Consider the following 21,790-nt stretch of genomic DNA (forward strand, 5'->3'; position numbering starts at 1 on the left):
TATTTAAAGTTTAAAAAACAATAAAAAATGAAGGTCACAAAAAAGCAGAATATTATTATTTCAAACCCTGAAACCAAAGATTTTCTTGCGGATGCATTTTATCCCGAAGAAGAAAAACAATTACCGCTTGTTATTTTTGTACACGGCTATAAAGGCTATAAAGACTGGGGAGCGTGGGATTTGATGGCGGAGAAATTTGCAGAAGCAGGATTTTTCTTTGTTAAATTTAATTTTTCGCATAACGGAACTACCATTGAAGATTCCCATAATTTTGCTGATCTTGAGTCATTTGGGAACAATAATTATTCAAAAGAACTTTCGGATCTTGGAGTCGTAATCGATTATTTCAGCAAAAATGAAAAGGTTGATGCGCATAAAATCATCTTAATCGGACACAGCAGGGGAGGCGGGATTTCTATTATTAAAACGTATGAAGATGAAAGGATCAATGGTTTAATTACGCTGGCAAGCGTCGATTCTCTGGATCGTTTTCCTAAAAATGAAGCTTTTGAGGAGTGGAAAAAGTCGGGTGTTTATTTTGCTACGAATGGTCGTACAAAACAGGAAATGCCCCATTATTATCAGTTTTATGAAGATTACGAGAAAGACATACACCGTTTTGATGTAGAAAGAGCAACCGAAATGGCTAAAGCTCATTTTCTGATTATTCACGGAACTAAAGATGAAAGTGTGAGTGTGAAAAGTGCGGAGCATCTTCATATTCTGCATCCGAATTCCGAGATATTTTTAATAGAAAATGCAGATCATACTTTTGGGGCAAAAGAACCTTGGGAAAAGCCTGTTTTACCAGATGATCTCAATGCTGCTGTTGAGAAAAGTATTGAATTTATCAGAGAGAAAATAGTCAGAGAATAACATAAAAAGGAGTGAAAATTTTCACTCCTTTTTTTATTTAATTAAAAGCTTCCATGCTTCATCGATCTTACTTTCCAGCAGCAGTTGCTGTGCATTTTTGTGTATTGTTTCGTCACTATGGTAATCTCCTTCCGGAAGAACTTCTACATTAGCAAGCATCCCAAGGTCATTTCCCGTAAATACATTGCTGAATTTTATTTGATCGGGAAGAAGATCAAACCCAATCCCTTTTGTTACCAATGGTTTCGGAACTTCAAAAAGATTGTTTTCATTATTCCTAGAATACCAGTTGCTTCCCAGTCGCGCGACCATATCAAGCTTTGCCTGGTCGAGATTTCCCTCCTCATTCAGGTATTCTTCTCTGATGTGGATTTTCTGAACTTCACAGATTACAAGATTTCCGGCACCGCCCTGATCTCCCAATGGTTTTACTTCCAGAACTTTACATTCGAAATTCACGGGGCATTCTTCAATTAATTTAGGCTGAACAAGATCTGCATCTTTCATAGTCAGTCCCGCTTTAATAAATTCATTTACACCTTCCTCATATTCTGTGGAAGCTAATGAAATCTGCTGAACAATCGGAAAATTTACGGTTCCGATTACTACTTCAGGAACTTCCAGCACATTTTCCAGTGTATGTTTTGTTGTATTGTCACGTACTCTTCTCGAAGGGGAAAAGATCAGAATCGGAGGCACTGTGCTGAACATATTAAAAAAGCTGAACGGCGATAAATTGCTGTTCCCGTTTTTATCCACCGTCGACGCAAGGGCAATCGGACGCGGTGAAACAGCAGTCTGCATTACCGTCTGCAGCTGTACAGGTGTTATTTCGGATGGAATGAGTGTTTTCATTTTTCTCTTAATTGTATCACATTAGTCACATTAGATTTTAAATTAAAGCTTGAAAATATTCTAGAACACATTAGATAGAAAATCAAGATTTCATTAACTGAGTTTTTCAAAATCTTTACTAACAAACGTTTCGGTCCCCTCACTGTATAAATTATAAACATTAAAATTAATTAATATTGATTTCGGAACTTTGAGTAAGTTCATGTAATTCATAGTTTGTGCTTTATGAATTTTATGAAGTTCTTCAACCGATTTAATTTCTACTATAATCGCATGTTCGACCAAGAAATCACATTTTACTTTACAATTAATATTTAGATCTTTATAAATAAGCGGTATTTCGAGCTCACTTTTGTATTGAATACCAAGCAAGTCAAACTCCCTTTCCAGACATTTGTGATAACATCTTCATATAGACCAGGGCCAACAACTTTATGAACTTCAATACATGCTCCAATTATTTTGTATGTAAGTTCATTAACATATTTTTTTGTTAGTTTTTTCATCTGTTTGTGCTGTGGAAATGAAAATCGAAGATTTTCAATCTAATGTGTTCTTCTCTAACGTTTTTACGATAAAATCTCTTTGTGACTTATGTGTTTAATGTTTGATATTACAATTATTTGGATGGAATAATTTTACCTGAAACTTCACCGAAGCCCACTCTTATCCCGTCTTTTTCAGCCCAGGCCTTCATCGTTACAGTATCATTATCATTGATGAATTTTCTTTCTTCGCCGTTGCTTAAAGTAATCGGATTCTGTCCTCTCCACGTCAGTTCAAGCATAGAACCGAAAGATTTCGGATCACTTCCTGAGATGGTTCCGCTGGCATACATATCACCCACCTCAACATTACATCCGTTTACGGTATGATGCGCCAATTGCTGGGTCATATTCCAGTACATATGCTTGTAGTTGCTTTCGCAGATCAGATTTTGTTCGCCGTTTTCAGGTTGAATATAGACTTCAAGACTGATGTCGTAATTTTTATCGCCTTCAAATTGTAAATATTCCAATACTTCAGGATCCTGTTTTGGGGAAACGGTTCTGAAAGGCTCCAGTGCTTCAAGGGTCACTACCCACGGAGAAACCGAAGATCCGAAGTTTTTAGCCAAAAATGGTCCTAACGGAACATATTCCCAAGATTGGATATCTCTGGCCGACCAGTCGTTGAAAATTACCATTCCGAAAATGGCATCTTCTGCTTCTTTGGTAGAAATGCTTTCGCCCATCTCCGTGTTTTTGTTAATAATGAATGCCATTTCCAGCTCAAAATCCAGCTGTTTAGAAGGTCCGAAAACAGGTTTTTCAACATCGGCGGGCTTAGTCTGCCCTTTGGGACGGTTGATCTCAGTTCCGGATACAACAATTGATGAAGCTCTTCCATGATATCCTACAGGAAGATGTTTCCAGTTGGGCAATAAAGCATTCGCAGGATCCCTAAACATTTTACCGACGTTTGTTGCATGTTCAATGCTGCTGTAGAAATCCGTGTAATTCGGGATGTGTACGGGCATCATCATTTTAACCTTATCCAGATCGTAGAATGCTTCTTCAATGGTTTTTTCATCTTTAGACAAGATAGAATCTTCCTGCAGCAATTCCTGAATTTTCTGACGAACGGCATTGGTTATCGGTTTTCCAAGTTCAATAAACTCGTTTAAAGTGTAGGCTTCAAATACATTGTCAATCAAACCCTCTATTTCTTCGAAATATCCGTAATCATAAAGGGTTGCAAGATCAATGATCTGGTCTCCGATTCTTGTACAGCACCCGATGTATTCTTTGTTGAAAACGGCTACTCCGAACGGAATATTATGAATGGAAAAATCTGAATCTGATGAATATTCTACAAATGATTTCATAATTTACAGTTTAGATGGATTTATTAAATCCGTTACAATTTTTAATTACATTATTTGAATCTTGTCCTCTGAGTATTGCAGCTTAACACTACTCAAAACAAAGTTCAGATAATTATTTTTTAGATTTATTTTTAGATTGGTTACCGGATAATGCCGCCTCATCGATCCATCTCGCTTTTGTATTCACATCGATGAGATAGAGAATGTTGTCCTGTTTGGTAAGGAGTAATGTTTTGGTTAGCGGGATCGGAACTTTCTTGTTTTCCAACATGTCGGCTCTCAGAGAAATGATGTTTTTCTTTCTGATGATATCTCCCGAGAAAACATTAGAGGTGCTTTCGCCGGTTTTTTTGTCGTCGAATACTTCTACGTAAGTCGCTTTATTACCCTTGATAATAATAAAATCTCTTTCCGTATGGTCTGCTTCATCTTTGATGAAAACAAATTTCTTATTGTCAATATTCACGGATTCCAGATTCTGATTGACACCCGATCTTTCTTCAAGCCGGGTAAGGATCTGGTCCATTGTTCCGTACTGTGCTTTTGCAGTGAATATTGCACCGGCAAATAGAATTGCCAATAATGTTTTCCTCATAATGATGTGTTTATAAAAAAGTTTTGTCAAGACTTTTGATCCTGACAAAACTTGATATTGTTATTAAAATTAAAGATTTCCTCTTCTCTCCTGTTCTCTTTCCAGTGCTTCGAACAATGCTTTGAAGTTTCCTGCTCCGAAGCTTTGCGCACCGTGTCTTTCAATGATTTCAAAGAAAAGGGTAGGGCGGTCTTCTACTGGTTTTGTAAAGATCTGCAATAAATACCCTTCTTCATCATGATCAATAAGGATGCCTAACTCCTGAAGTTTCTTAAGATCTTCATCAATATGTCCCACTCTTTCAGGAACCATATCATAATATGCTTCCGGTGGAGCAGATAGGAATTCTACCCCTCTTTTTTTCAACTCGCTCACCGTGTGGATGATATCTCTTGTTGCTACGGCAATATGTTGTACCCCTTCGCCTTCGTAGAAATCAAGATATTCTTCTACCTGAGATTTCTTTTTACCTTCTGCCGGTTCGTTGATCGGGAATTTCGCAAATCCGTTTCCGTTTGACATTACTTTAGACATCAGTGCAGAATATTCTGTGTTGATCTGTTTGTCATCAAAAGAAAGAATATTTACAAACCCCATTACTTTTTCGTACCATTCTACGGTTGGGATCATTCTGTTCCAGTCTACATTTCCAACACAGTGGTCTACATATAATAAGCCTGCTTCTTCAGGTTTGTAGTCACTTTCCCATTTTTCGTAACCCGGCATGAAAGGACCTGTATAGTTTTTTCTTTCAATGAACATATGCACCGTCTCTCCATAAGTATAGATTCCGGACATTCTTACTTCGCCGTTTTCGTCGGTTAATGTTACCGGCTCCAGATAAGGTTTGCCTCCTCTGGTTGTGGTTTCTTCAAATGCTTTATAAGCGTCATCCACCCAAAGTGCCAAAATTTTAACCCCGTCACCATGCTTTTTTACGTGTTCGTTAATCGGGGAATCAGATTTTAATCCTGTGGTAAGTACCAACCTGATTTTTCCCTGCTGAAGAACGTATGAAGCACGATCTCTCACTCCGGTTTCAGGACCGGCATATGCTACAGACTGAAAACCAAAAGCGGTTTTATAATAATGGGCAGCCTGTTTTGCATTTCCTACATAGAACTCAATGTAATCTGTACCGTTGATCGGTAAAAAATTCTCTGCTTGAGCAATTTTTTCGGCAAATGTAAGTGTTGACATATTCTATTTTTACTTTTATATTTATTGGACGCAAATTACGAATTTCTGACTAATACGAAAAATATTAACAAACAAACGTTAGGCAAATATCGCAAATGCTTAATGAAAATTTATAATGCTTACATTTCTGTATTTAAAGATATTTCTAATATAAACAATTAATGTCTGAATCTTTCATAAGCTGCTCTTTCCAGCATTTCACGGTCATCGGGATGCGCGATGCTGATGAGTTCCTGTGCTCTTTGCTTTAAATTTTTACCATACAAATATGCCGTTCCATATTCTGTAACGACCCAGTGGATGTGGCCTCTTGTCGTAACAACTCCGGCGCCAGGTTTCAGATAAGGTACGATTCTGGAAACGCCTTTTTTTGTTCTTGAAGTGATGGCGATAATCGGTTTTCCGTCTTCGCTTAATGCGGCTCCTCTCATAAAATCCATCTGGCCTCCGATCCCGCTGTACTGCATGGTTCCGATGGAATCTGCACAAACCTGTCCGGTTAAATCTATCTCAATGGCCGAGTTGATCGCTACCATTTTTTTATTTCTCATGATATTGATCGGAAAATTTACCGTACCGACATCATCAAAGGAAAACACCGTGTTGTCATCCACATAATCATACAGCCTTCTGGTTCCGAAACAAAAACTGGTAATGGTTTTATTATCGTTATAACCTTTATATTTATTGTTGATGACATCATTCTGGATCAGATCGATAACACCGTCGCTCAGCATTTCGGTATGTACACCAAGGTCTTTGTGATTTCCCAAGCATTTTAAAACCGCATCAGGAATCGTTCCGATACCCATCTGAAGGGTTGACCGGTCTTCAATAAGTTCGGCAACATGTTTTCCGACCTCCATTTCTTCGGGGCCTACTTTTGAGCCATAATCAATGGTAGGAAGCTCTTCTTCATGCCATACCAGTTTATGGATTTTGCTGATGTGAATCATTCCGTCGCCATGGGTTCTTGGCATTAAAGGATTAACAATTGCTACAATAATTTTCGCGGTGTCTACTGCTGCTCTGGCAACATCAACAGAAGTTCCGAGGGTACAGAAGCCATGTTTATCCGGTGGTGAAACGGTAATTAAAGCGACATCCAGCGGAAGAATATTCTTTCTGAATAAAATAGGGATCTCACTCAGAAAGACAGGAACAAAATCTCCCCTGTCCGAATTTACAGCGTCTCTTACCGGTGAAGAAACAAATAATGAATTAACAAAAAAATTATCTTTATACTGGGGTTTGGCAATTTCTACATTTCCCTGTTGGGTAATAGAAACCATTTCTACTTTTTCCAGACGGTGAGACTGTCTTGCAAGTTCTTCGATGAGATAGTTTGGAGTACATGCACTTCCGTGGAAAAATACGCGGTTTCCGCTTTTAATGGTATAAATGGCTTCCTCTGCACTGATATAATTGTACATATTGATTTTTTTATAAATTTTTCTCTGACTTAAAGATAGGTTTAATTGTTTTTATTAAGACCAAATATCCAAAAGATTTTTGTCATGTTTGAGCCAGATTAAGACAATAAAAAGACCGATGACGATGCATCGGTCCAGTATAGTAAATTATGTACTTTCATTTAGGAATTACTCCTGAGAACGGTCTTCCATCGTTTTGTCCTGCTCATCAAGCCAGGAAGTCTTATAGGAAGGATCTTCTACTTTTAAAGCTTCTTCCGTAATTTTAAGTGGTTTGAAAGGATCTACCATCACAGCATATTCTTCAGTGAATTTCTTTCCGATGCTTCTTTCCATTGCTCCGGGATGCGGTCCGTGAACGATTCCGCCGGGATGTAGGGTGAAATCCATCAGATCAATATGGTTTCGGCTCATGAAATCTCCTTCTGTATAGAATAAAACTTCATCAGAGTCGATATTTGAATGGTTGTACGGTGCAGGAATAGCCATGGGATGATAATCATACATTCTCGCACAGAATGAACACACCACAAAGTTATGACCTTCAAAGTTCTGGTGTACCGGAGGCGGCTGGTGAATTCTTCCCGTAATCGGCTCAAAGTTTTTGATATTGAATTTATAAGGATAAAAATAACCGTCCCAACCTACAACATCGAAAGGATGCGTGGCATAAATAAAATCGGTAATCTGATTTTCTTTTTTTACTTTGATTAAAAATTCTCCTTTTTCATCTTTTGGTTCCACAAAAGTTGGTGCAACGATATCTCTTTCACAAAACGGAGAATGTTCCAGCAGCTGGCCAAATTCATTTCTGTATCTTTTCGGAGTGTAAATTGGCGAGTGGCTTTCTAAAACGAAGAAAACCGTGTCATCGGAATGCAGTTCCACCTGGTAAATGGTTCCTCTCGGGATAATTAAATAATCACCTACAGAAAATTCAAGGTTGCCGACAAATGTTTTGAGGATGCCACTTCCATTATGCACAAATAGAAGTTCGTCACATTCTGCATTTTTGTAAAAATAATCAGTGGATTTCCTCGGTTTGGAAAGCCCCATTTTAAGGTCATTATTGACCATAAGAAACTTTCTGCTGTCTAGGAAATCATCTTCAGGCGTTACATTCATCCCTTTGAACATCCTTGGTGTTACATTTTTGGCAACAGCAATTTTGGGCGTTACATCTTTGGCTTCACCAATGGATTTGATCTGTGTAGGACGGTGAATATGGTACAATAAAGAAGAAATTCCATGAAAACCTTCGGTTCCGAAAAGCTGTTCATAGTAAAATTTATCTTCAGGAGATTTGAAAATCGTATGTCTTTTTTTGGGAATATTTCCCGACTGATGATATCTCATTTTACTTTTATATGTCGTTTCTCAAATGTAATAATTTTTCATGAATTGAATTTAAACAATATTCATGTAGAGTTTTGTAATTAAAAAATAATTGTTAGCTTTGTCTAACAATTTTAATTTCATGAAACAAATTCTTTTTAATTTCTTATTATTGCCGTCACTGTACTTTTCTCAACAAGCTGACAGTCTGGGTATAAAAGCTGTTGATGAACAAATTCCGGCAAAAATTTTACCACAAGAAATTAAAACAAAGAATATTGATGATGTAGTTATCACCGGTACCTTAAAGCCGGTAAGCAGATCAAAAAGTCCGGTTGCCGTAGAGATCTACAGCCAGAAATTTTTCCAGAAAAATCCTACCCCGAATATTTTTGAAGCTATTTCTATGGTGAATGGCGTTAAACCTCAACTGAACTGTTCAGTTTGCAATACAGGAGATATTCATATTAATGGTTTGGAGGGCCCTTATACAATGATCCTGATTGACGGTATGCCGATTGTAAGTTCACTTTCCACTGTGTACGGGCTGAGCGGAATTCCTAACAGTCTGGTAGACAGAATTGAAGTGGTGAAAGGCCCGGCTTCTTCTGTATATGGTTCCGAAGCGATGGGAGGCGTGATCAATATCATTACCAAAAATGCGCTGACCGCTCCGAAATTAAGCATTGATCTTATGACCACAACATGGAGTGAGAATAATATTGATGTTTCCACTAAATTTAATGTTGGCAATAATATCGCTTCTTTATTAAGCCTTAATTATTTTAATTTCGAGAAGAGATTTGATGAAAATAAAGATAATTTTACGGACGGAGCATTACAGAACAGAATTTCAATTTTTAATAAATGGAATTTTGCACGTAAGGAAAACCGTCAGGCCAGCTTTGCTTTGCGGTATTTATATGAAGACCGCTTCGGGGGAGAAATGCAGTGGAACCGCAGCTACCGTGGAAGTGATGAAATCTACGGTGAAAGTATTTATACCAATCGGGTAGAAGCTTTTGGGGTGTATCAATGGCCTTTAAAAGAAAATATCATTACGCAGTTTTCATATAACTTCCACGATCAGAATTCATTTTACGGAAGTAATCCTTTTACGGCAACACAAAAAGTCCTGTTTGCACAGACTTTCTGGGATAAAAAGCTCGGAAATCATGATCTTACTGCGGGATTTACTTTAAAAAGAACCTCTTATGACGACAATACGCCTGGAACTTTATCTCCGGACGGATTTATAAATGAACCTATGAAATCTCCTATTGTGGGAATATTTATCCAGGATCAGTTTGAGCTTAATGAAAAAAATACTTTTTTGCTGGGCTACAGATTGGATTACGATAAAATTCACCATGCGGTACATTCTCCCCGTTTTGCGTGGAAATTCTCTCCGAATCCTTATCATGCGCTGCGGTTTAATTTCGGGACCGGATTTCGGGTGGTGAATCTTTTTACTGAAGATCATGCCGCACTTACAGGTTCGCGGGAAGTGATTATTCAATCTGATTTAAAACCTGAAAGATCGATTAACGGGAATCTTAATTATATATGGAAAATTCCGGCAGGGAAAAACCTGATCAATCTTGACGCTTCAGTATTTTATACCTATTTCAGCAATAAGATTGTAGGAGATTTTGATACCGATCCTGAAAAAATCATTTATGATAACCTGAAAGGGTATGGTATTTCAAGAGGAGCTTCCGTCAATGCAGATTACGCTTTTGATTTTCCGCTGAATGTGAACCTCGGAATAACCTATCTTGACGTTTACCAGAAGTTTGACGGTGAGAATGAAAAATCGCAGCAACTACATGCCCCAAAGTGGAGCGGAACGTATGCTTTCACTTACAGGTTTGCAAATAATCTTACTGTAGATTTTACCGGACAATTCTACGGACCGATGCGGCTCCCGGTTTTACCGAATGACTACCGACCTGAATATTCACCGTTGTATACATTGGCTAATATTCAGGTTTCTAAAAGTTTCCGGTCGGGATTTGAAGTATATTGCGGCATCAAAAATCTGTTTAATTTCACTCCGAAAGATCCTTTGATGAGACCTTTTGATCCTTTTGATAAAAGTGTCAATGATCCTGTAACCAATCCTAATCATTATACTTTTGATACGACATACGGATATGCTCCGATGCAGAGAATAAGAGGTTTCTTGGGAATTAAATATATTTTGAAATAACAATTATAATTGAATATTAAAAGTTTTGACGCAAAGATTATATTAAAAATGATCATTTTTAGAAGGCAAAGGCAAATAAATTTGCTACGCGAAGCTTGAACCGGTCAATTAGTTAAATTAATTTTTTTGGTCATTTAATGAGAAAGGAAATTGGATGTTTCACGTTTAAAATAAGATTAGCCGCAAAAGAAGCAAACGAATTATTTTAAAAATCTAAAAAAAGGTTCAAATCTTTTGTTTCTTTTGAGGAAAAAAAATAATATGAAATGAAAAGCTTAACGATATTTTTATTTTTAATGTTGGTGCCGTGTTTTTGTCTTGCACAGATGAAAACAGGCACTTTTGCGGATTTGGAAATTCAACATAGAGAGAATCCAAAGCCTGTTATTATTCACCTCTACATAAGCTGGTGTTCGGTCTGTAAAATTGAGGCTTTTCAGTTGGAAAAAGATAAGGATTTGATTCAATTGATTAATGAAAATTTTTATTTCATAAGCTTTGATGCCGAAAAAATGAGAGATAAAATTAATTTTCAGGGAAAGGAATTTGATTATTTACCGAATGGAAATTCCGGAATTCATGAGCTGGCTCTGGCTTTGTCGAAAAATAAAAGTCAGCCTGTTTACCCGTTGTGGGTTATTTTGGATGTCAATGGAAATTTGGCTGAATATCATCAGGGATTGTTTACCCCTGAAAAGATGAAAAAAAGACTTGGTGAGATTTTGGATTTCTAAATTCCCGCAGATTTCGTGGATCACTCAGATTTTGGTTTAATTCTTATCTCATAGCTGTCATCCTGAAAGGATCTAAACAATACTTTTAAGAGTACAAAAGATATTTGAAGAGAATGATGTTAATATAATTCCCGCAGATTTCCCGGATTTCGCAGATTTTTTTACTTAAATTATTATTTCATGGTTGTCATCCTGAAAAGGATCTAAACAATACTTTTAAGAGTACAAAGATGTCTAAAGACAATAATATCAATATAAATTTCGTTGATTTTTATTTCTCTTTGTTTGAGCAATTGTACATTTTCAAAGTAGTTGTTACGGTGCAGACTGTCTTAGCCCCGATTGAAGCTTTGTCTGAGCTCATTTTTTTTGTTTCGGCGCGGCGGCGGAGCCGCCGCGCCGAAACAAAAAAATAGCGAGTGCGGAAAGCGGGAAACAGCTCCTAAAAATATTAATCTACAATAAAAGTTTATTTCAAAAGCACTGCAATAATCGCCAGAATTGCCGGCAACGCCTGAACAAAAAATATTTTTTTTGTCGCTGAAATGGCTCCGTAAATTCCGGCAACAGTAACACATCCCAAGAAAAATAAAGCAATATTGGTCTGCCATCTCGGATCTTCAATCAGGAAAGTCCAAAGCAATCCAGCTGCCAGAAAACCATTATACAATCCCTGGTTGGCTGCAAGCCCTTTTGTTGGCTTAAACATTTCAGGAGGTAAAGCGGATTTGAAAACTTCTTTCCCTTTGGTTTCCCAGGCAAACATTTCCATCCAGAGAATATAAAGGTGCTCCAGAGCTACCGCTGCAATTAAGATTTTGGCTACAATTTCCATGATAAAAGTGTTTTGTCATTGTAAAACTAAAAAAATAAAGTTAAGTTTGATTATATATTTTCAAGAATGGAGACTTTTAAGCAGCACTTGGATAAATTTATCGATATTAATGATGAAGAATTTGCTTCTGTTATTTCTTTTTTTCAGGTTTTGGAAGTAAAGAAAAAGCAGGACCTGATGGGTAATGGTGAAATCTGCAACTCCATGTTCTTTGTTGTAAAAGGCTGCCTGAGAAAATTTTTTATTAATGAAAAAGGAATTGAGCAGACAACAGAATTTGCCATTGAAAACTGGTGGATCACCGATACTTTTGCGTATGAAAGACAGGCTAAATCGGATTTTTGTATCCAGGCGGTTGAAAAATCGGTCATTCTGAAAATCGATTTCCATTCCCAGGAAGCACTGCTGAAAAAACATCCGGTGATGGAAAGATACTTCAGAATGATCTATCAACGGGCTTATGCTGCGGCAGAAAGGAGAATCCGGTATCTTTATGAGTTTTCAAGAGAAGAGCTTTATGTGCATTTCAGTACACAATATCCATGGTTTATCCAACGGATTCCGCAATATCTCATTGCTTCTTTTCTGGGTTTCACGCCGGAATATTTAAGTGAAATTCGTGCGAAATTACGTTCTTAAACCAGTTTAAGATTTTTAGAATTCTAAAGCCGGAACTTTGTCTCAGAAATTTTAAAACAAATAATATGAGCGCAAGATTTGACTGGACAACAGTTCACCCGGCTGCTTACAAAGCAGGAATAGGAATGGAGGAATCCCTTAAAAACAGTTTTTTAACACCTATTCAGAAAGAATTAATCAAAATCAGGGCTTCACAAATTAACGGCTGTGCTTTCTGTATCAATATGCATACAAAAGATGCCATAAAATATGATGAAACACCGCAAAGAATTTTTCTGCTGAATGCATGGCGAGAAGCTAAAGAATTATTCACAGAAGAAGAGCAGGTGATTCTGGAGATTACAGAAGAGATTACACTGATCAGCCAGAAAGGACTATCTGAGGAAACCTATCAAAATGCCAAAACGCTTTTTAATGAAAGTCAGCTTGCCGATATTATCATGGCAGCTGTAGTAATCAATATGTGGAACAGAATCGCTATTTCTACGCACATGCCAATCGGGAAATAATTTCTTATTAAATTAAAAAAGAGCTTTTCAGATAAATGAAAGCTCTTTTTTGTGATTATTTTTTTAATTCTTTTAAAATCTCTTCCCCTACACTTTTTGCAGACTGGGGATTTTGTCCGGTAATCACCCTCTGATCGCTTACTGCAAAGTTCTGCCATGGTTGTGACTTTTCAAATTTTGCTCCTCTTTCTTTTAGTTTATCTTCTAATAAGAAAGGAACGACGTTGGTTAATTTTACTTCAGCTTCTTCTTCATTGGTAAATGCATTAATCCTTTTTCCGTCTACCAGATATTTTCCGTTGTGAAGCCTGATGTTCACCAAACCGGCCGGGCCATGACAAACTCCTGCAACGATGCCTCCGTTTTCATAGATTTCTGTAGCAATGGATGCCAGTTCTGTGTTATCTGCAAAATCCCACATTGCACCGTGGCCTCCTGCATAAAATATGGCAGAATATTTTCCAGGATTTACTTCTGACGGCTTCATGGAATGATCGATTTTGTTTTTATATTCTTTATTTTCCCAAAATTCCTTGTTTACCTGATCCTTAAGGTCGAAACCATCAACCGGAGGAGTTCCGCCTTCCGGGCTTACAAAGTCTATCTCGTAGCCTGCTTTGTGAAGAACTTCCCAGGGATGAGCAACTTCACCAAGATAATAGCCCGTGCTTTCTCCTGTACTGCCTTTTTTGTCATGACTTGTTACGACAAATAAAATTTTCTTTTTAGCTTGAGATTTCATCATTCCTATTGCAAAGACTGAAAGCACCCAATACATTAATTTTTTCATACTATATAATTTCGGTTTTATAAATCTGCGGTTTTTCCTGAAGCTTTTTATCGATCAAATTTACGAAAGCCTTAATATATGGTTGCTCATTATGCTTTACCAAACCTTCCGCACTTTTCCATATTTCGTAGAAAATGAAATGGTTTTTATCTTCAATTCCCTGATGAAGGCTGTACAGTTCATTGGCTTCTTCGTTTACGGTTTCTTTTACCATATGCTGAAGAACTTCCAAAACTTCCGTTTTGTATTCTTCTTTTGCTTTAATAATGGCGGTTAAATAAATTTTCATGATGCTAATTCCGGTTTTAATTCTTTTTCGAAAACTTTAAAAAGATGCTCTTTGTATCGTTTCATATCGCGCTCCACATCTGCGTTTTTCTCTACATCATGAAAATGGAAGCTCTTCAGCTTTTCAAGGGAAACAAAAGTGTTCATTCTATGGAATCCGAATAAAGGTCCGTTGTCTACGCTCGTTTCGTTAAAAAATTCTCCGGGAAGGGTAAAAGCTGTTTCCGGGGCATTCCAGCTTGTGGTGACCATATACTTTCTTCCGCCAAGCATTCCTCCGGTTCCGTAATTGATTTCCGGGTTTTCCGAAGTTCTTCCGTCGCTCATATATATTCCTTTTGCATGTCCTGCCGTAAAAACTTCATCAATATATTTTTTTAAACCGTTCGGGAGCTGGAACCACCAAATCGGGGTGTGGTAGATGATGTAATCTGCCCATACAAACTTTGCAACCTCTTCATTTTTATCATAACCTTCATCCACATTAGTGATTTTTATAGCCACGTTATCAAAGTTTCTGAGTACTTCCTGTGTGTTTTCTGCAATGGTCTGGTTATATTTTCCTCCAGAATGTCCGAAGTTTTGTCCGCCGTTAATAATTAATACTTTTTTCATTGTTTTGATTGTTAAAATTTAACGGAACAAAGGTATAAGCTAATTTGCTATAAGAAAAATAATAAAAATTATAGGTAAGTATTATTTAAATAATATTTAATTAAACTATTAATAATCAATTAATTAAATTAAACATAGGTACCGGCTATGATATTCATTGACGTTGAAAATATTATAATGATGATTATTTAGATAACTTTGCATCATAAAAGTAATACCTATGGTTAATTTGGAATGGTACAGAACTTTTAAGGCCATCTATAAAACAGGGACACTTACTGAAGCTGCAGATACGTTATTTATTTCCCAACCGGGAGTAAGTCTGCACCTTAGTTCATTGGAGGCGTATGTTGGATATAAGTTGTTCGACAGAACCGGTAGAAGAATGATTCCTACGGAAAGAGGAAAAGTGCTGTTTAACGCGATTTCAGAACCGTTGTCAAAACTGGAAGAAGTAGAAAAAAACTTTCAGAAGTCTACAGAGAAGCTTACACCTACGATTAGTGTCGGCATGTGTTTTGAAACGTTCCAGACAACCCTGGAGCAGTATGTTTCAAGCTTGCCTTTCAACCTTATTATCAGCTTCGGAGAATATCGTGAAATGCTGGATCAGTTGGATAAAGGAATTTTAGATTTAATTATTACCCCAAAGAAAGGGGTTTCACCGAATATCGAACATGAAGCATTTTCTTTTGAACAGATCATTCTGGTTGGCGGAAAAGACGTTAATAAGGAAGATTTTGAAAATATTTTAAATACTGAAGGCATTGAGCATGCAGAAGAATGGCTGAAAAATGAAAAATGGTACGGTACAGCCGGAGATATGGAACATCTTTTTCAGTTCTGGATCCTTAATTTTGGCCATAAGCCGAATTTCCGTCCGAATTATATTGTTCCGAACCTTAATTCGATCGTGCGCTGCCTGAAAGGAGGAAACGGATTGGCGGTAGTTCCGGATTTTCTCTGTCAAAAAGAAATCGAAAACGGAGAAATTCAACTGATCTGGGAAGGCAAAAAACCACTGAAAAATACATTGTATTTCGGTTGCCGCAAGAAAACAAATTATCAGAAGGAGATTGATCATATTAAAGGTCTATTCAGGAAGATGATGGGAAAAGAAATGAATTAATATCTAACAATATAAAATATACAAGTAACAATTATGGAAAAGAAAACATACACAGGACAACCTGTGATTACCTTAAATAACGGGATTGATATTCCGGCGTTAGGATTTGGGGTTTGGCAGATGGAAGATATGAAAGAATGCGAAAATGCAGTTATCAAAGCCATACAGACAGGATACAGAATGATTGATACTGCTTCCATTTATCAGAACGAAACTGCCGTTGGTGCTGCTATTAAAAACAGCGGAGTAGACCGTGAACAGCTTTTTGTAACTTCAAAGCTATGGGTTCAGGATACATCGTATGAGAAAGCAAAAAGTGCTTTCCAGAGAACACTGGACAGATTGCAGCTGGATTATCTGGATATGTATCTGATTCACTGGCCATACGCAAATTTCCTGGGAGCATGGAAGGCGATGGAAGAGCTGTATGAGGAAGGAAAGATTAAAGCCATTGGAGTATGTAATTTTACAGTTGAAAAATTAGAAGAATTAAAAGCTAATGCCAAAGTTCTTCCGGTAATCAACCAGATTGAGCTGCATCCTATCTTCCAGCAGAAGGAACTTCAGGGGTACAACAGGGAAAATAATATTGTTACGCAGCCTTGGAGCCCGCTCGGAAACGGAAATGCTGGTCTTTTAGACAATGCCGAGTTAAAAGCTATAAGCGAAAAGTATGGAAAAACCGTAGCGCAGGTTATTTTAAGATGGCATCTTCAGGAAGGTTTCTGTGTGATTCCGAAATCGGTTACGCCTTCAAGAATCGAAGAAAACTTTACTGTTTTTGATTTTGAACTGACCGAAGATGAAATGAATACGGTTCGCTCTTTAGACACCGGTAAAAGGTTATTTTTCGATCCGAAAGATCCTGCCTGGGAAGAAAAAATGCTGAATGCAGTAGCGGATATCTAAGACCTATATCAATTAATATAAAAGAAGTAATAAACATTTATTGCTTCTTTTTTTTATTAAAAATATCATTTAACTTTACGATTGAACTTAAAAACTAAAATTATGAATACGAAAGTAAATGAGCAGATTACGGATGCCGTAACGCAAAGTAATGTAAAAGTAGTGGGAGAAGCTCCTGCGATGGCAATGGGAAGCATTTATCAGGCTGCCGCTCATTCCACAGGAATATTGTTTCAAAATGCCGTCAGTGCTCAGAATCAGCAGAATATTCTGGCACAGGCAGCAACTAATCAAGGTATTATGCAGATTTACAACTTAGATACTGCTTCGGATGCAATTGCTGTTTCAAAAATCTTAAATGGCAATGCTGCTAAGGATTGAAATATTTAAATAAAGAATACTGAGAAATCTCGTTCGAACCTGATGTAAAGCAGCATAAATTCGTTCTATTTTTGCTGGCTTAAAGTTTATATAATCATGAAAAGAATAATTTTATCCTTTGTCCTATTTTCAATTATTTCCTGCAATGGTAATGATGAAGATCAGGAGATTGGCAATAAAGCCTCCATTATCGGAGAATGGTATATTGAAAAAGCTGAGATATACCGTTCTTTAAATCAGCAGATCCAGACGTCATTCTCAACGGATTGTGAGAAAAAAAGCACTTATGAGTTTACTTCTTCCCATCTTCTTTCGATTATTTATGCTCAAAATAATAATACCTGTGTGAAAACGGATGCTGGAACAAAGAAGTATACGTTCGATAAAGGAAATGGTAAATTCTGGTTTGAGAATGAAGAAAATTATCCGTATTTCGTGACAAAGCTTACTGCAACCGAGATGGTGGTGGAAGACCGGAGCCAGGATTTTGACGGAGACGGTACCAAGGACGTATTAAGACGTTTTTATAAAAGAGTTAATTAAAACAAAACTCCTTTCGGTGTGAAAGGAGTTTTGCTTTTATATTCGATAAGTTATTTCGTCAGATCGAGTCCCCCAAAATTCCCTGAGCTCATCATCAGGTAAACGCCTTGGGATTTATCCAGTGTATTCCAGTAGGAGTGGAGTTCTTCAGCATGGGTAAATACTTTCAGATTTTCATTTTTAAACTTTTCTTTAATAAGATCCGGAGAAATAGGATCCATTCTTTTAATTTTCAGGGCATCTTCAGAATAGAAAACCACAGCCTCATCCAGACCATCCATTGCATGATCATACTGTTCAAGGAAAACAGGATTTAAACTTGAATAGGTGTGAAGCTCCAGAAAACCATGTTTCTTTTCATTTTTAAATTGCTCACAGAATGCCTTTACGGCTGCTTTCACTTTACTTGGAGCATGTGCAAAATCTTTATAAAGTGTTCCTTTATCTTCTCTGTCCACTTTTTCCAGGCGTTTTGAAGCTCCTTTAAAACTCATGATGGCCTCGTAGAAATCTTCATCCATTATCCCTAACGTATGACAGATATGTCTTGCCCCTTCAAGGTTTAATAAATTATGAGCTCCGAAAACGGAAAGCGGAACATCTCCCATCTCTGTTTTCAGATGAACTTTCCCGTTGATGATTTCATATTCCGGAGTTTTATAAGGTATTTTTCTGAAATAATTTTCCGCATTTTCCACTACTTTCACTACTTCAGTATCTTCTTCATTATAGACGAGAATTCCGCCCGGCGTAATGCTTGCCACGAACTTTCTGAATTGATCTACATAATCATCAAAAGTTTTGAATACGTTGATATGATCCCAGGCAATTCCGCTCATTAAGGCAATATTCGGTTGGTAAAGGAGAAACTTAGAGCGCAGGTCGATAGGCGAGGAAAGGTATTCATCACCTTCCAGCACCATGAAGTCATTGTCACGAGTTAGCTTCACCATACAGTCGAAACCTTCCAGCTGTGCTCCCACCATATAATCTACATCTTTCTGATGGAAATTCAGGACATGAAGGATCATGGAAGTAATGGTTGTTTTTCCATGAGAACCTGCAATTACAACTCTTGTTTTATTTTTTGACTGCTCATAAAGAAATTCGGGATAAGAATATATTTTTAATCCTAATTCTTTGGCTTTTGCCAGCTCGGGATTATCCTGATGAGCATGCATTCCGAGAATAACCGCATCGATATCAGAAGTTATTTTTTCAGGAAACCAGCCCAGTTCTTCAGGCAGAATTCCTTTTTTCTCAAGTCTTGTTCGCGAAGGCTCAAAGATGGCATCATCCGAACCTGTAACCTGATATCCTTTATCCTTTAATGCAATAGCAAGATTGTGCATGGCGCTTCCGCCGATAGCGATGAAATGGGTCTTCAAAATTTGTTACTGTTTTTTAACATTAGCATTAATGATCTCCTGGAAAGCACTGGTGATGTTTGTCCAGTTGGTTTTGTAATTCGGCATGATCGCACTGGCGTCTGTCTTGCTGCCTGAATTGGATCCTTTCTTTATAATAATGGAGGTTGATATAAAATCATAAACCTTTTTGTGGTCTTCCTCTATTCTTCTGAAATTATTTTGCGAAATTACTTTTTCCAGCTTACTCAAATCTTCATTGGAAACGTTAAAGTTCTGCTTGAATTTTTTACCCTGGCCTTCAAACGAATAATAGGCTGTATTTCCTTTGATCAGAAGATTTTCGTAAATCGGCGCCAAACCTCCGCTTTTGGAGTAACTGATGTCGAAATCCGAATATATTTTCTGACTGTTGCATGAAACTAATACTATGATTGCGAATAAGATTCCTAATATTCTTTTCATAATTTTTACTTTAATGTTCTGAATCTTTTTGTTCTGACTTTTTAGCTTTTAGTTCTTCATCATAATTGTGCAGTACATTGAAATCTTCTGTCTGCTCAATGGCGGTCATGATTTTATGTAAAATTTCATGAGCATTTTCTTTGTCGTAATCAATATCCAGTGGCGGTTTGAATTCCATAGTTGGCTTTACCCCCGTTACCTTTACCCGAAGACCTTTTTTATCAAAAGCCCTGCGGAAACCGTTTATCTTTATAGGAATAACAATCGGGCGCTGATTTTTGACCAATTTTGCCGTTCCCCTTCTTCCCTGTGCAAAAGCAGAAGTGGTTCCCTGCGGAAAAGTGGCAACCCAGCCGTTATCAAGGGCTTTCATGATATTATCCACTTCGCTCATATCCACCATTCGGTTTACATTTTTCCCTTCGGCCCTCCATGTCCTCTTTACCGTTACCGCACCCGCGATCTTAAAGATTTTTGGCAAAATTCCTTTATTCATCGTTTCTTCAGCAGCAACGTAATAGAAGTCTATTTTCGGATTCAGAAGGTAAATCGGATTTTTTATTGTATTCAGATACCCGTTGTTTACAGAGCAGAAAGCATGGTACATTGCAGCTACATCCGCAAAATACGTTTGATGGTTTGACACAAATAACACATTAGAATCCGGTAAATCCACAAGATTTTCGGTACCCGTAATTTTAAGTTTATTAAATCCATTGAATCTTCTGTACGATACGATTCCCAGTATGAAAATAATTAACCTTTTTAAAAAATAAGGAGTTCCGAACGCATCGGTGAAAATATTTTTCTTCGCCATCTTTCAATTAAACACAATGGTGCAAAGTTACATTTTTTTCAGCAACTGGCTGAATTCACTTAATATCATCGCTGTTGCGCCCCAGATGATATATCCGTTAAAGTTAATTACGGGTACTTCACTTCCCCCCGCGGTGGGGAGCGCCATAATCTCAGGCTCGTCAGGAAGACCTAAAAAGCAGGTAATTGGAAATTCTATAACTTCCACTGCTTCGCTCTGCTGTAAAATAAATTCAGGATTTTTCTTTGTATATGATATATAAGGATAGACATAGAAATTACTCGGAGGGATGTAAATCGGGGACATATCACGGATTACCCTTACATAATGTTTTTCAATACCTATTTCCTCCGATGTTTCCCGGACGGCGGTTTCAGCAAAATCCCTGTCCATTTCCTCGCGCTTTCCGCCAGGCAGGGAAATTTGTCCGCTGTGCCGGTCGTGCTCGTTCACTGTTCTTTGGATCAGTGGGAAATGCCATTCATCATTTTTAAGATATAAGATGATATTTACGGCAGCAAACTTAGGATTTTTCGATAAAACTTCCTCGTAGGTAAAAACGGGACGGTAGGGTGGCGAAAAAACGCCATGAGCATTCTCTCCCGGTAGTTCAGCGCTTTTGATTTTCCTTAATAAATCTTTTCCAAAACTCATATCCAAATTTAATAATATATTTTGAAGAAAGGAAGCAGTACGCCGTTTTTAAATAAAATCATACAACATTATTATTATAAGTAATAGTAAACTTTCCATAATTCCCTTATATCTTTCACCCTCCAATACGTACTCCTATTCTAAATCTCCAACCCTCTCACTCTTATTTAAGGGGAGCTATTTCCGGCTCTCGCTACTCGCTTTTTCTGATTTCGGCGGCGGCTTTGCCGCCGCCGAAATCAGAAAAGAGCTCAGACATGCCGCTCGATCCGGGCTAGGGTGGAGGACTTATATAGAAGAGGCATTCTTTAATAACCCATTTTCCCTTACAAATAGCATACTATTATTACTCCAAAGCCCCAACGACTAAAAATTCCATCTGCAACGCCGATTCCTTTATAATTATAAAAACCCAGAACTCAAAACCATGAACCCAAAACAAAACATCCAGATCCTATTAATAAGAATACTCTAATTAAGTTCATTCCCACTTACCTGTAATACCATTCACTCCACCCTCCAAGAAATCCAAAACTCAGAAGGGTTAAAAACAAGACCCTCAGACACCATTTTATCTATATTACCTTTCAATCCGCTGCCATTTCGGGGAATCGGTTATTGTGGATAAGTACCAGGCGCATTTTAATAACAGTCATATCAGTAAGTTAAATAAAATCCTATCCACAACAGGTAAATTTATGGTCTTTAAACTTGTTTTGCATTACAAATACGCCCTATCTTT

23 protein-coding genes and 1 pseudogene are annotated in these 21,790 nt (G+C 37.4%); 9 read left to right on the top strand and 15 right to left on the bottom strand.

Going from position 1 to position 21,790, the window contains the following annotated elements; genetic code table 11:
• The first annotated feature begins 27 nt into the window (after positions 1-27).
• On the top strand, positions 28-876 hold the full coding sequence (locus HHL20_RS17640) for an alpha/beta hydrolase family protein (protein ID WP_169232484.1): 849 nt from the start codon (positions 28-30) through the stop codon (positions 874-876).
• 33 nt (positions 877-909) lie between these two features.
• Here the strand turns inward: HHL20_RS17640 and HHL20_RS17645 are convergent, their stop codons facing one another.
• The 7 genes and pseudogenes from HHL20_RS17645 to HHL20_RS17675 form a co-directional block, all read right to left on the bottom strand.
• Complete coding sequence (locus tag HHL20_RS17645; protein ID WP_169232485.1) at positions 910-1,731, bottom strand: flavin reductase family protein; 822 nt, start codon at positions 1,729-1,731, stop codon at positions 910-912.
• A 93-nt stretch (positions 1,732-1,824) separates the two neighbouring features.
• Positions 1,825-2,237, bottom strand: a pseudogene (locus HHL20_RS17650) (GxxExxY protein).
• A 113-nt stretch (positions 2,238-2,350) separates the two neighbouring features.
• Positions 2,351-3,598, bottom strand: a complete 1,248-nt coding sequence (gene fahA, locus HHL20_RS17655) for a fumarylacetoacetase (RefSeq protein WP_169232486.1) — start codon at positions 3,596-3,598, stop codon at positions 2,351-2,353.
• A gap of 112 nt (positions 3,599-3,710) precedes the next feature.
• Positions 3,711-4,193, bottom strand: coding sequence for a hypothetical protein (locus HHL20_RS17660; protein WP_169232487.1), 483 nt, complete (start codon positions 4,191-4,193; stop codon positions 3,711-3,713).
• Between the two features lie 69 nt (positions 4,194-4,262).
• Positions 4,263-5,393 (bottom strand): 4-hydroxyphenylpyruvate dioxygenase, encoded by a 1,131-nt coding sequence (gene hppD, locus HHL20_RS17665; RefSeq protein WP_169232488.1) that lies wholly within the window; start codon positions 5,391-5,393, stop codon positions 4,263-4,265.
• Positions 5,394-5,551: 158 nt separating this feature from the next.
• A complete protein-coding gene (locus HHL20_RS17670) occupies positions 5,552-6,826 on the bottom strand; it encodes an acetyl-CoA hydrolase/transferase family protein (RefSeq protein WP_169232489.1) in 1,275 nt (424 codons plus the stop codon).
• A gap of 168 nt (positions 6,827-6,994) precedes the next feature.
• Positions 6,995-8,182 carry a homogentisate 1,2-dioxygenase gene (locus HHL20_RS17675; protein WP_169232490.1) on the bottom strand — a complete coding sequence of 396 codons (1,188 nt, stop codon included), beginning with the start codon at positions 8,180-8,182 and terminating at the stop codon, positions 6,995-6,997.
• Between the two features lie 121 nt (positions 8,183-8,303).
• Here HHL20_RS17675 and HHL20_RS17680 point away from each other — a divergent pair, with 121 nt between their 5' ends.
• Positions 8,304-10,373 (top strand): TonB-dependent receptor plug domain-containing protein, encoded by a 2,070-nt coding sequence (locus HHL20_RS17680; protein WP_169232491.1) that lies wholly within the window; start codon positions 8,304-8,306, stop codon positions 10,371-10,373.
• A 266-nt stretch (positions 10,374-10,639) separates the two neighbouring features.
• On the top strand, positions 10,640-11,107 hold the full coding sequence (locus HHL20_RS17685; RefSeq protein ID WP_169232492.1) for a thioredoxin family protein: 468 nt from the start codon (positions 10,640-10,642) through the stop codon (positions 11,105-11,107).
• 469 nt (positions 11,108-11,576) lie between these two features.
• Here HHL20_RS17685 and HHL20_RS17690 read toward each other — a convergent pair whose 3' ends face one another.
• Positions 11,577-11,942: a DUF1304 domain-containing protein gene (locus tag HHL20_RS17690; protein WP_169232493.1), complete on the bottom strand. Its 366-nt coding sequence runs from the start codon at positions 11,940-11,942 to the stop codon at positions 11,577-11,579.
• 66 nt (positions 11,943-12,008) lie between these two features.
• Here HHL20_RS17690 and HHL20_RS17695 point away from each other — a divergent pair, with 66 nt between their 5' ends.
• Positions 12,009-12,581: a Crp/Fnr family transcriptional regulator gene (locus HHL20_RS17695; RefSeq protein ID WP_169232494.1), complete on the top strand. Its 573-nt coding sequence runs from the start codon at positions 12,009-12,011 to the stop codon at positions 12,579-12,581.
• Between the two features lie 65 nt (positions 12,582-12,646).
• Positions 12,647-13,090 (top strand): carboxymuconolactone decarboxylase family protein, encoded by a 444-nt coding sequence (locus HHL20_RS17700; RefSeq protein WP_169232495.1) that lies wholly within the window; start codon positions 12,647-12,649, stop codon positions 13,088-13,090.
• 55 nt (positions 13,091-13,145) lie between these two features.
• On the opposite strand, the gene HHL20_RS17705 is transcribed toward HHL20_RS17700, so the two are convergent.
• The 3 genes from HHL20_RS17705 to HHL20_RS17715 are packed head-to-tail and all read right to left on the bottom strand — an operon-like array spanning position 13,146 to position 14,783.
• A complete protein-coding gene (locus HHL20_RS17705) occupies positions 13,146-13,880 on the bottom strand; it encodes a type 1 glutamine amidotransferase domain-containing protein (protein WP_185194836.1) in 735 nt (244 codons plus the stop codon).
• A gap of 1 nt (position 13,881) precedes the next feature.
• Positions 13,882-14,169: a putative quinol monooxygenase gene (locus tag HHL20_RS17710; protein WP_169232496.1), complete on the bottom strand. Its 288-nt coding sequence runs from the start codon at positions 14,167-14,169 to the stop codon at positions 13,882-13,884.
• On the bottom strand, positions 14,166-14,783 hold the full coding sequence (locus HHL20_RS17715; protein WP_169232497.1) for an NAD(P)H-dependent oxidoreductase: 618 nt from the start codon (positions 14,781-14,783) through the stop codon (positions 14,166-14,168). Before HHL20_RS17715 ends, HHL20_RS17710 begins: the two co-directional genes overlap by 4 nt.
• Positions 14,784-15,003: 220 nt before the next feature.
• Between HHL20_RS17715 and HHL20_RS17720 the strand changes: the two genes are divergently transcribed.
• From HHL20_RS17720 to HHL20_RS17735, 4 genes are all read left to right on the top strand, one after another.
• Entirely contained in the window at positions 15,004-15,912 is a 909-nt protein-coding gene (locus HHL20_RS17720) for a LysR family transcriptional regulator (protein WP_169232498.1), read from the top strand.
• A 33-nt stretch (positions 15,913-15,945) separates the two neighbouring features.
• Complete coding sequence (locus HHL20_RS17725; RefSeq protein ID WP_169232499.1) at positions 15,946-16,821, top strand: aldo/keto reductase; 876 nt, start codon at positions 15,946-15,948, stop codon at positions 16,819-16,821.
• Positions 16,822-16,923: 102 nt separating this feature from the next.
• Positions 16,924-17,202, top strand: coding sequence for a RebB family R body protein (locus HHL20_RS17730; protein WP_169232500.1), 279 nt, complete (start codon positions 16,924-16,926; stop codon positions 17,200-17,202).
• A 96-nt stretch (positions 17,203-17,298) separates the two neighbouring features.
• Positions 17,299-17,745, top strand: coding sequence for a lipocalin-like domain-containing protein (locus HHL20_RS17735; RefSeq protein WP_169232501.1), 447 nt, complete (start codon positions 17,299-17,301; stop codon positions 17,743-17,745).
• 50 nt (positions 17,746-17,795) lie between these two features.
• Here the strand turns inward: HHL20_RS17735 and HHL20_RS17740 are convergent, their stop codons facing one another.
• Genes HHL20_RS17740 through HHL20_RS17755 form a run of 4 tightly spaced genes read right to left on the bottom strand, consistent with a single transcriptional unit; the run spans position 17,796 to position 21,048 of the window.
• Positions 17,796-19,133, bottom strand: a complete 1,338-nt coding sequence (locus HHL20_RS17740) for a UDP-N-acetylmuramate--L-alanine ligase (protein WP_169232502.1) — start codon at positions 19,131-19,133, stop codon at positions 17,796-17,798.
• A gap of 6 nt (positions 19,134-19,139) precedes the next feature.
• Positions 19,140-19,577: a hypothetical protein gene (locus HHL20_RS17745; protein WP_169232503.1), complete on the bottom strand. Its 438-nt coding sequence runs from the start codon at positions 19,575-19,577 to the stop codon at positions 19,140-19,142.
• 10 nt (positions 19,578-19,587) lie between these two features.
• Entirely contained in the window at positions 19,588-20,394 is an 807-nt protein-coding gene (locus HHL20_RS17750; RefSeq protein ID WP_169232504.1) for a lysophospholipid acyltransferase family protein, read from the bottom strand.
• A 27-nt stretch (positions 20,395-20,421) separates the two neighbouring features.
• Positions 20,422-21,048, bottom strand: coding sequence for an NUDIX hydrolase (locus tag HHL20_RS17755; RefSeq protein ID WP_169232505.1), 627 nt, complete (start codon positions 21,046-21,048; stop codon positions 20,422-20,424).
• Positions 21,049-21,790: the final 742 nt, after the last annotated feature.

The organism is Chryseobacterium cheonjiense (assembly GCF_012927265.1).
Taxonomy (GTDB): Bacteria; Bacteroidota; Bacteroidia; order Flavobacteriales; family Weeksellaceae; genus Chryseobacterium; species Chryseobacterium cheonjiense.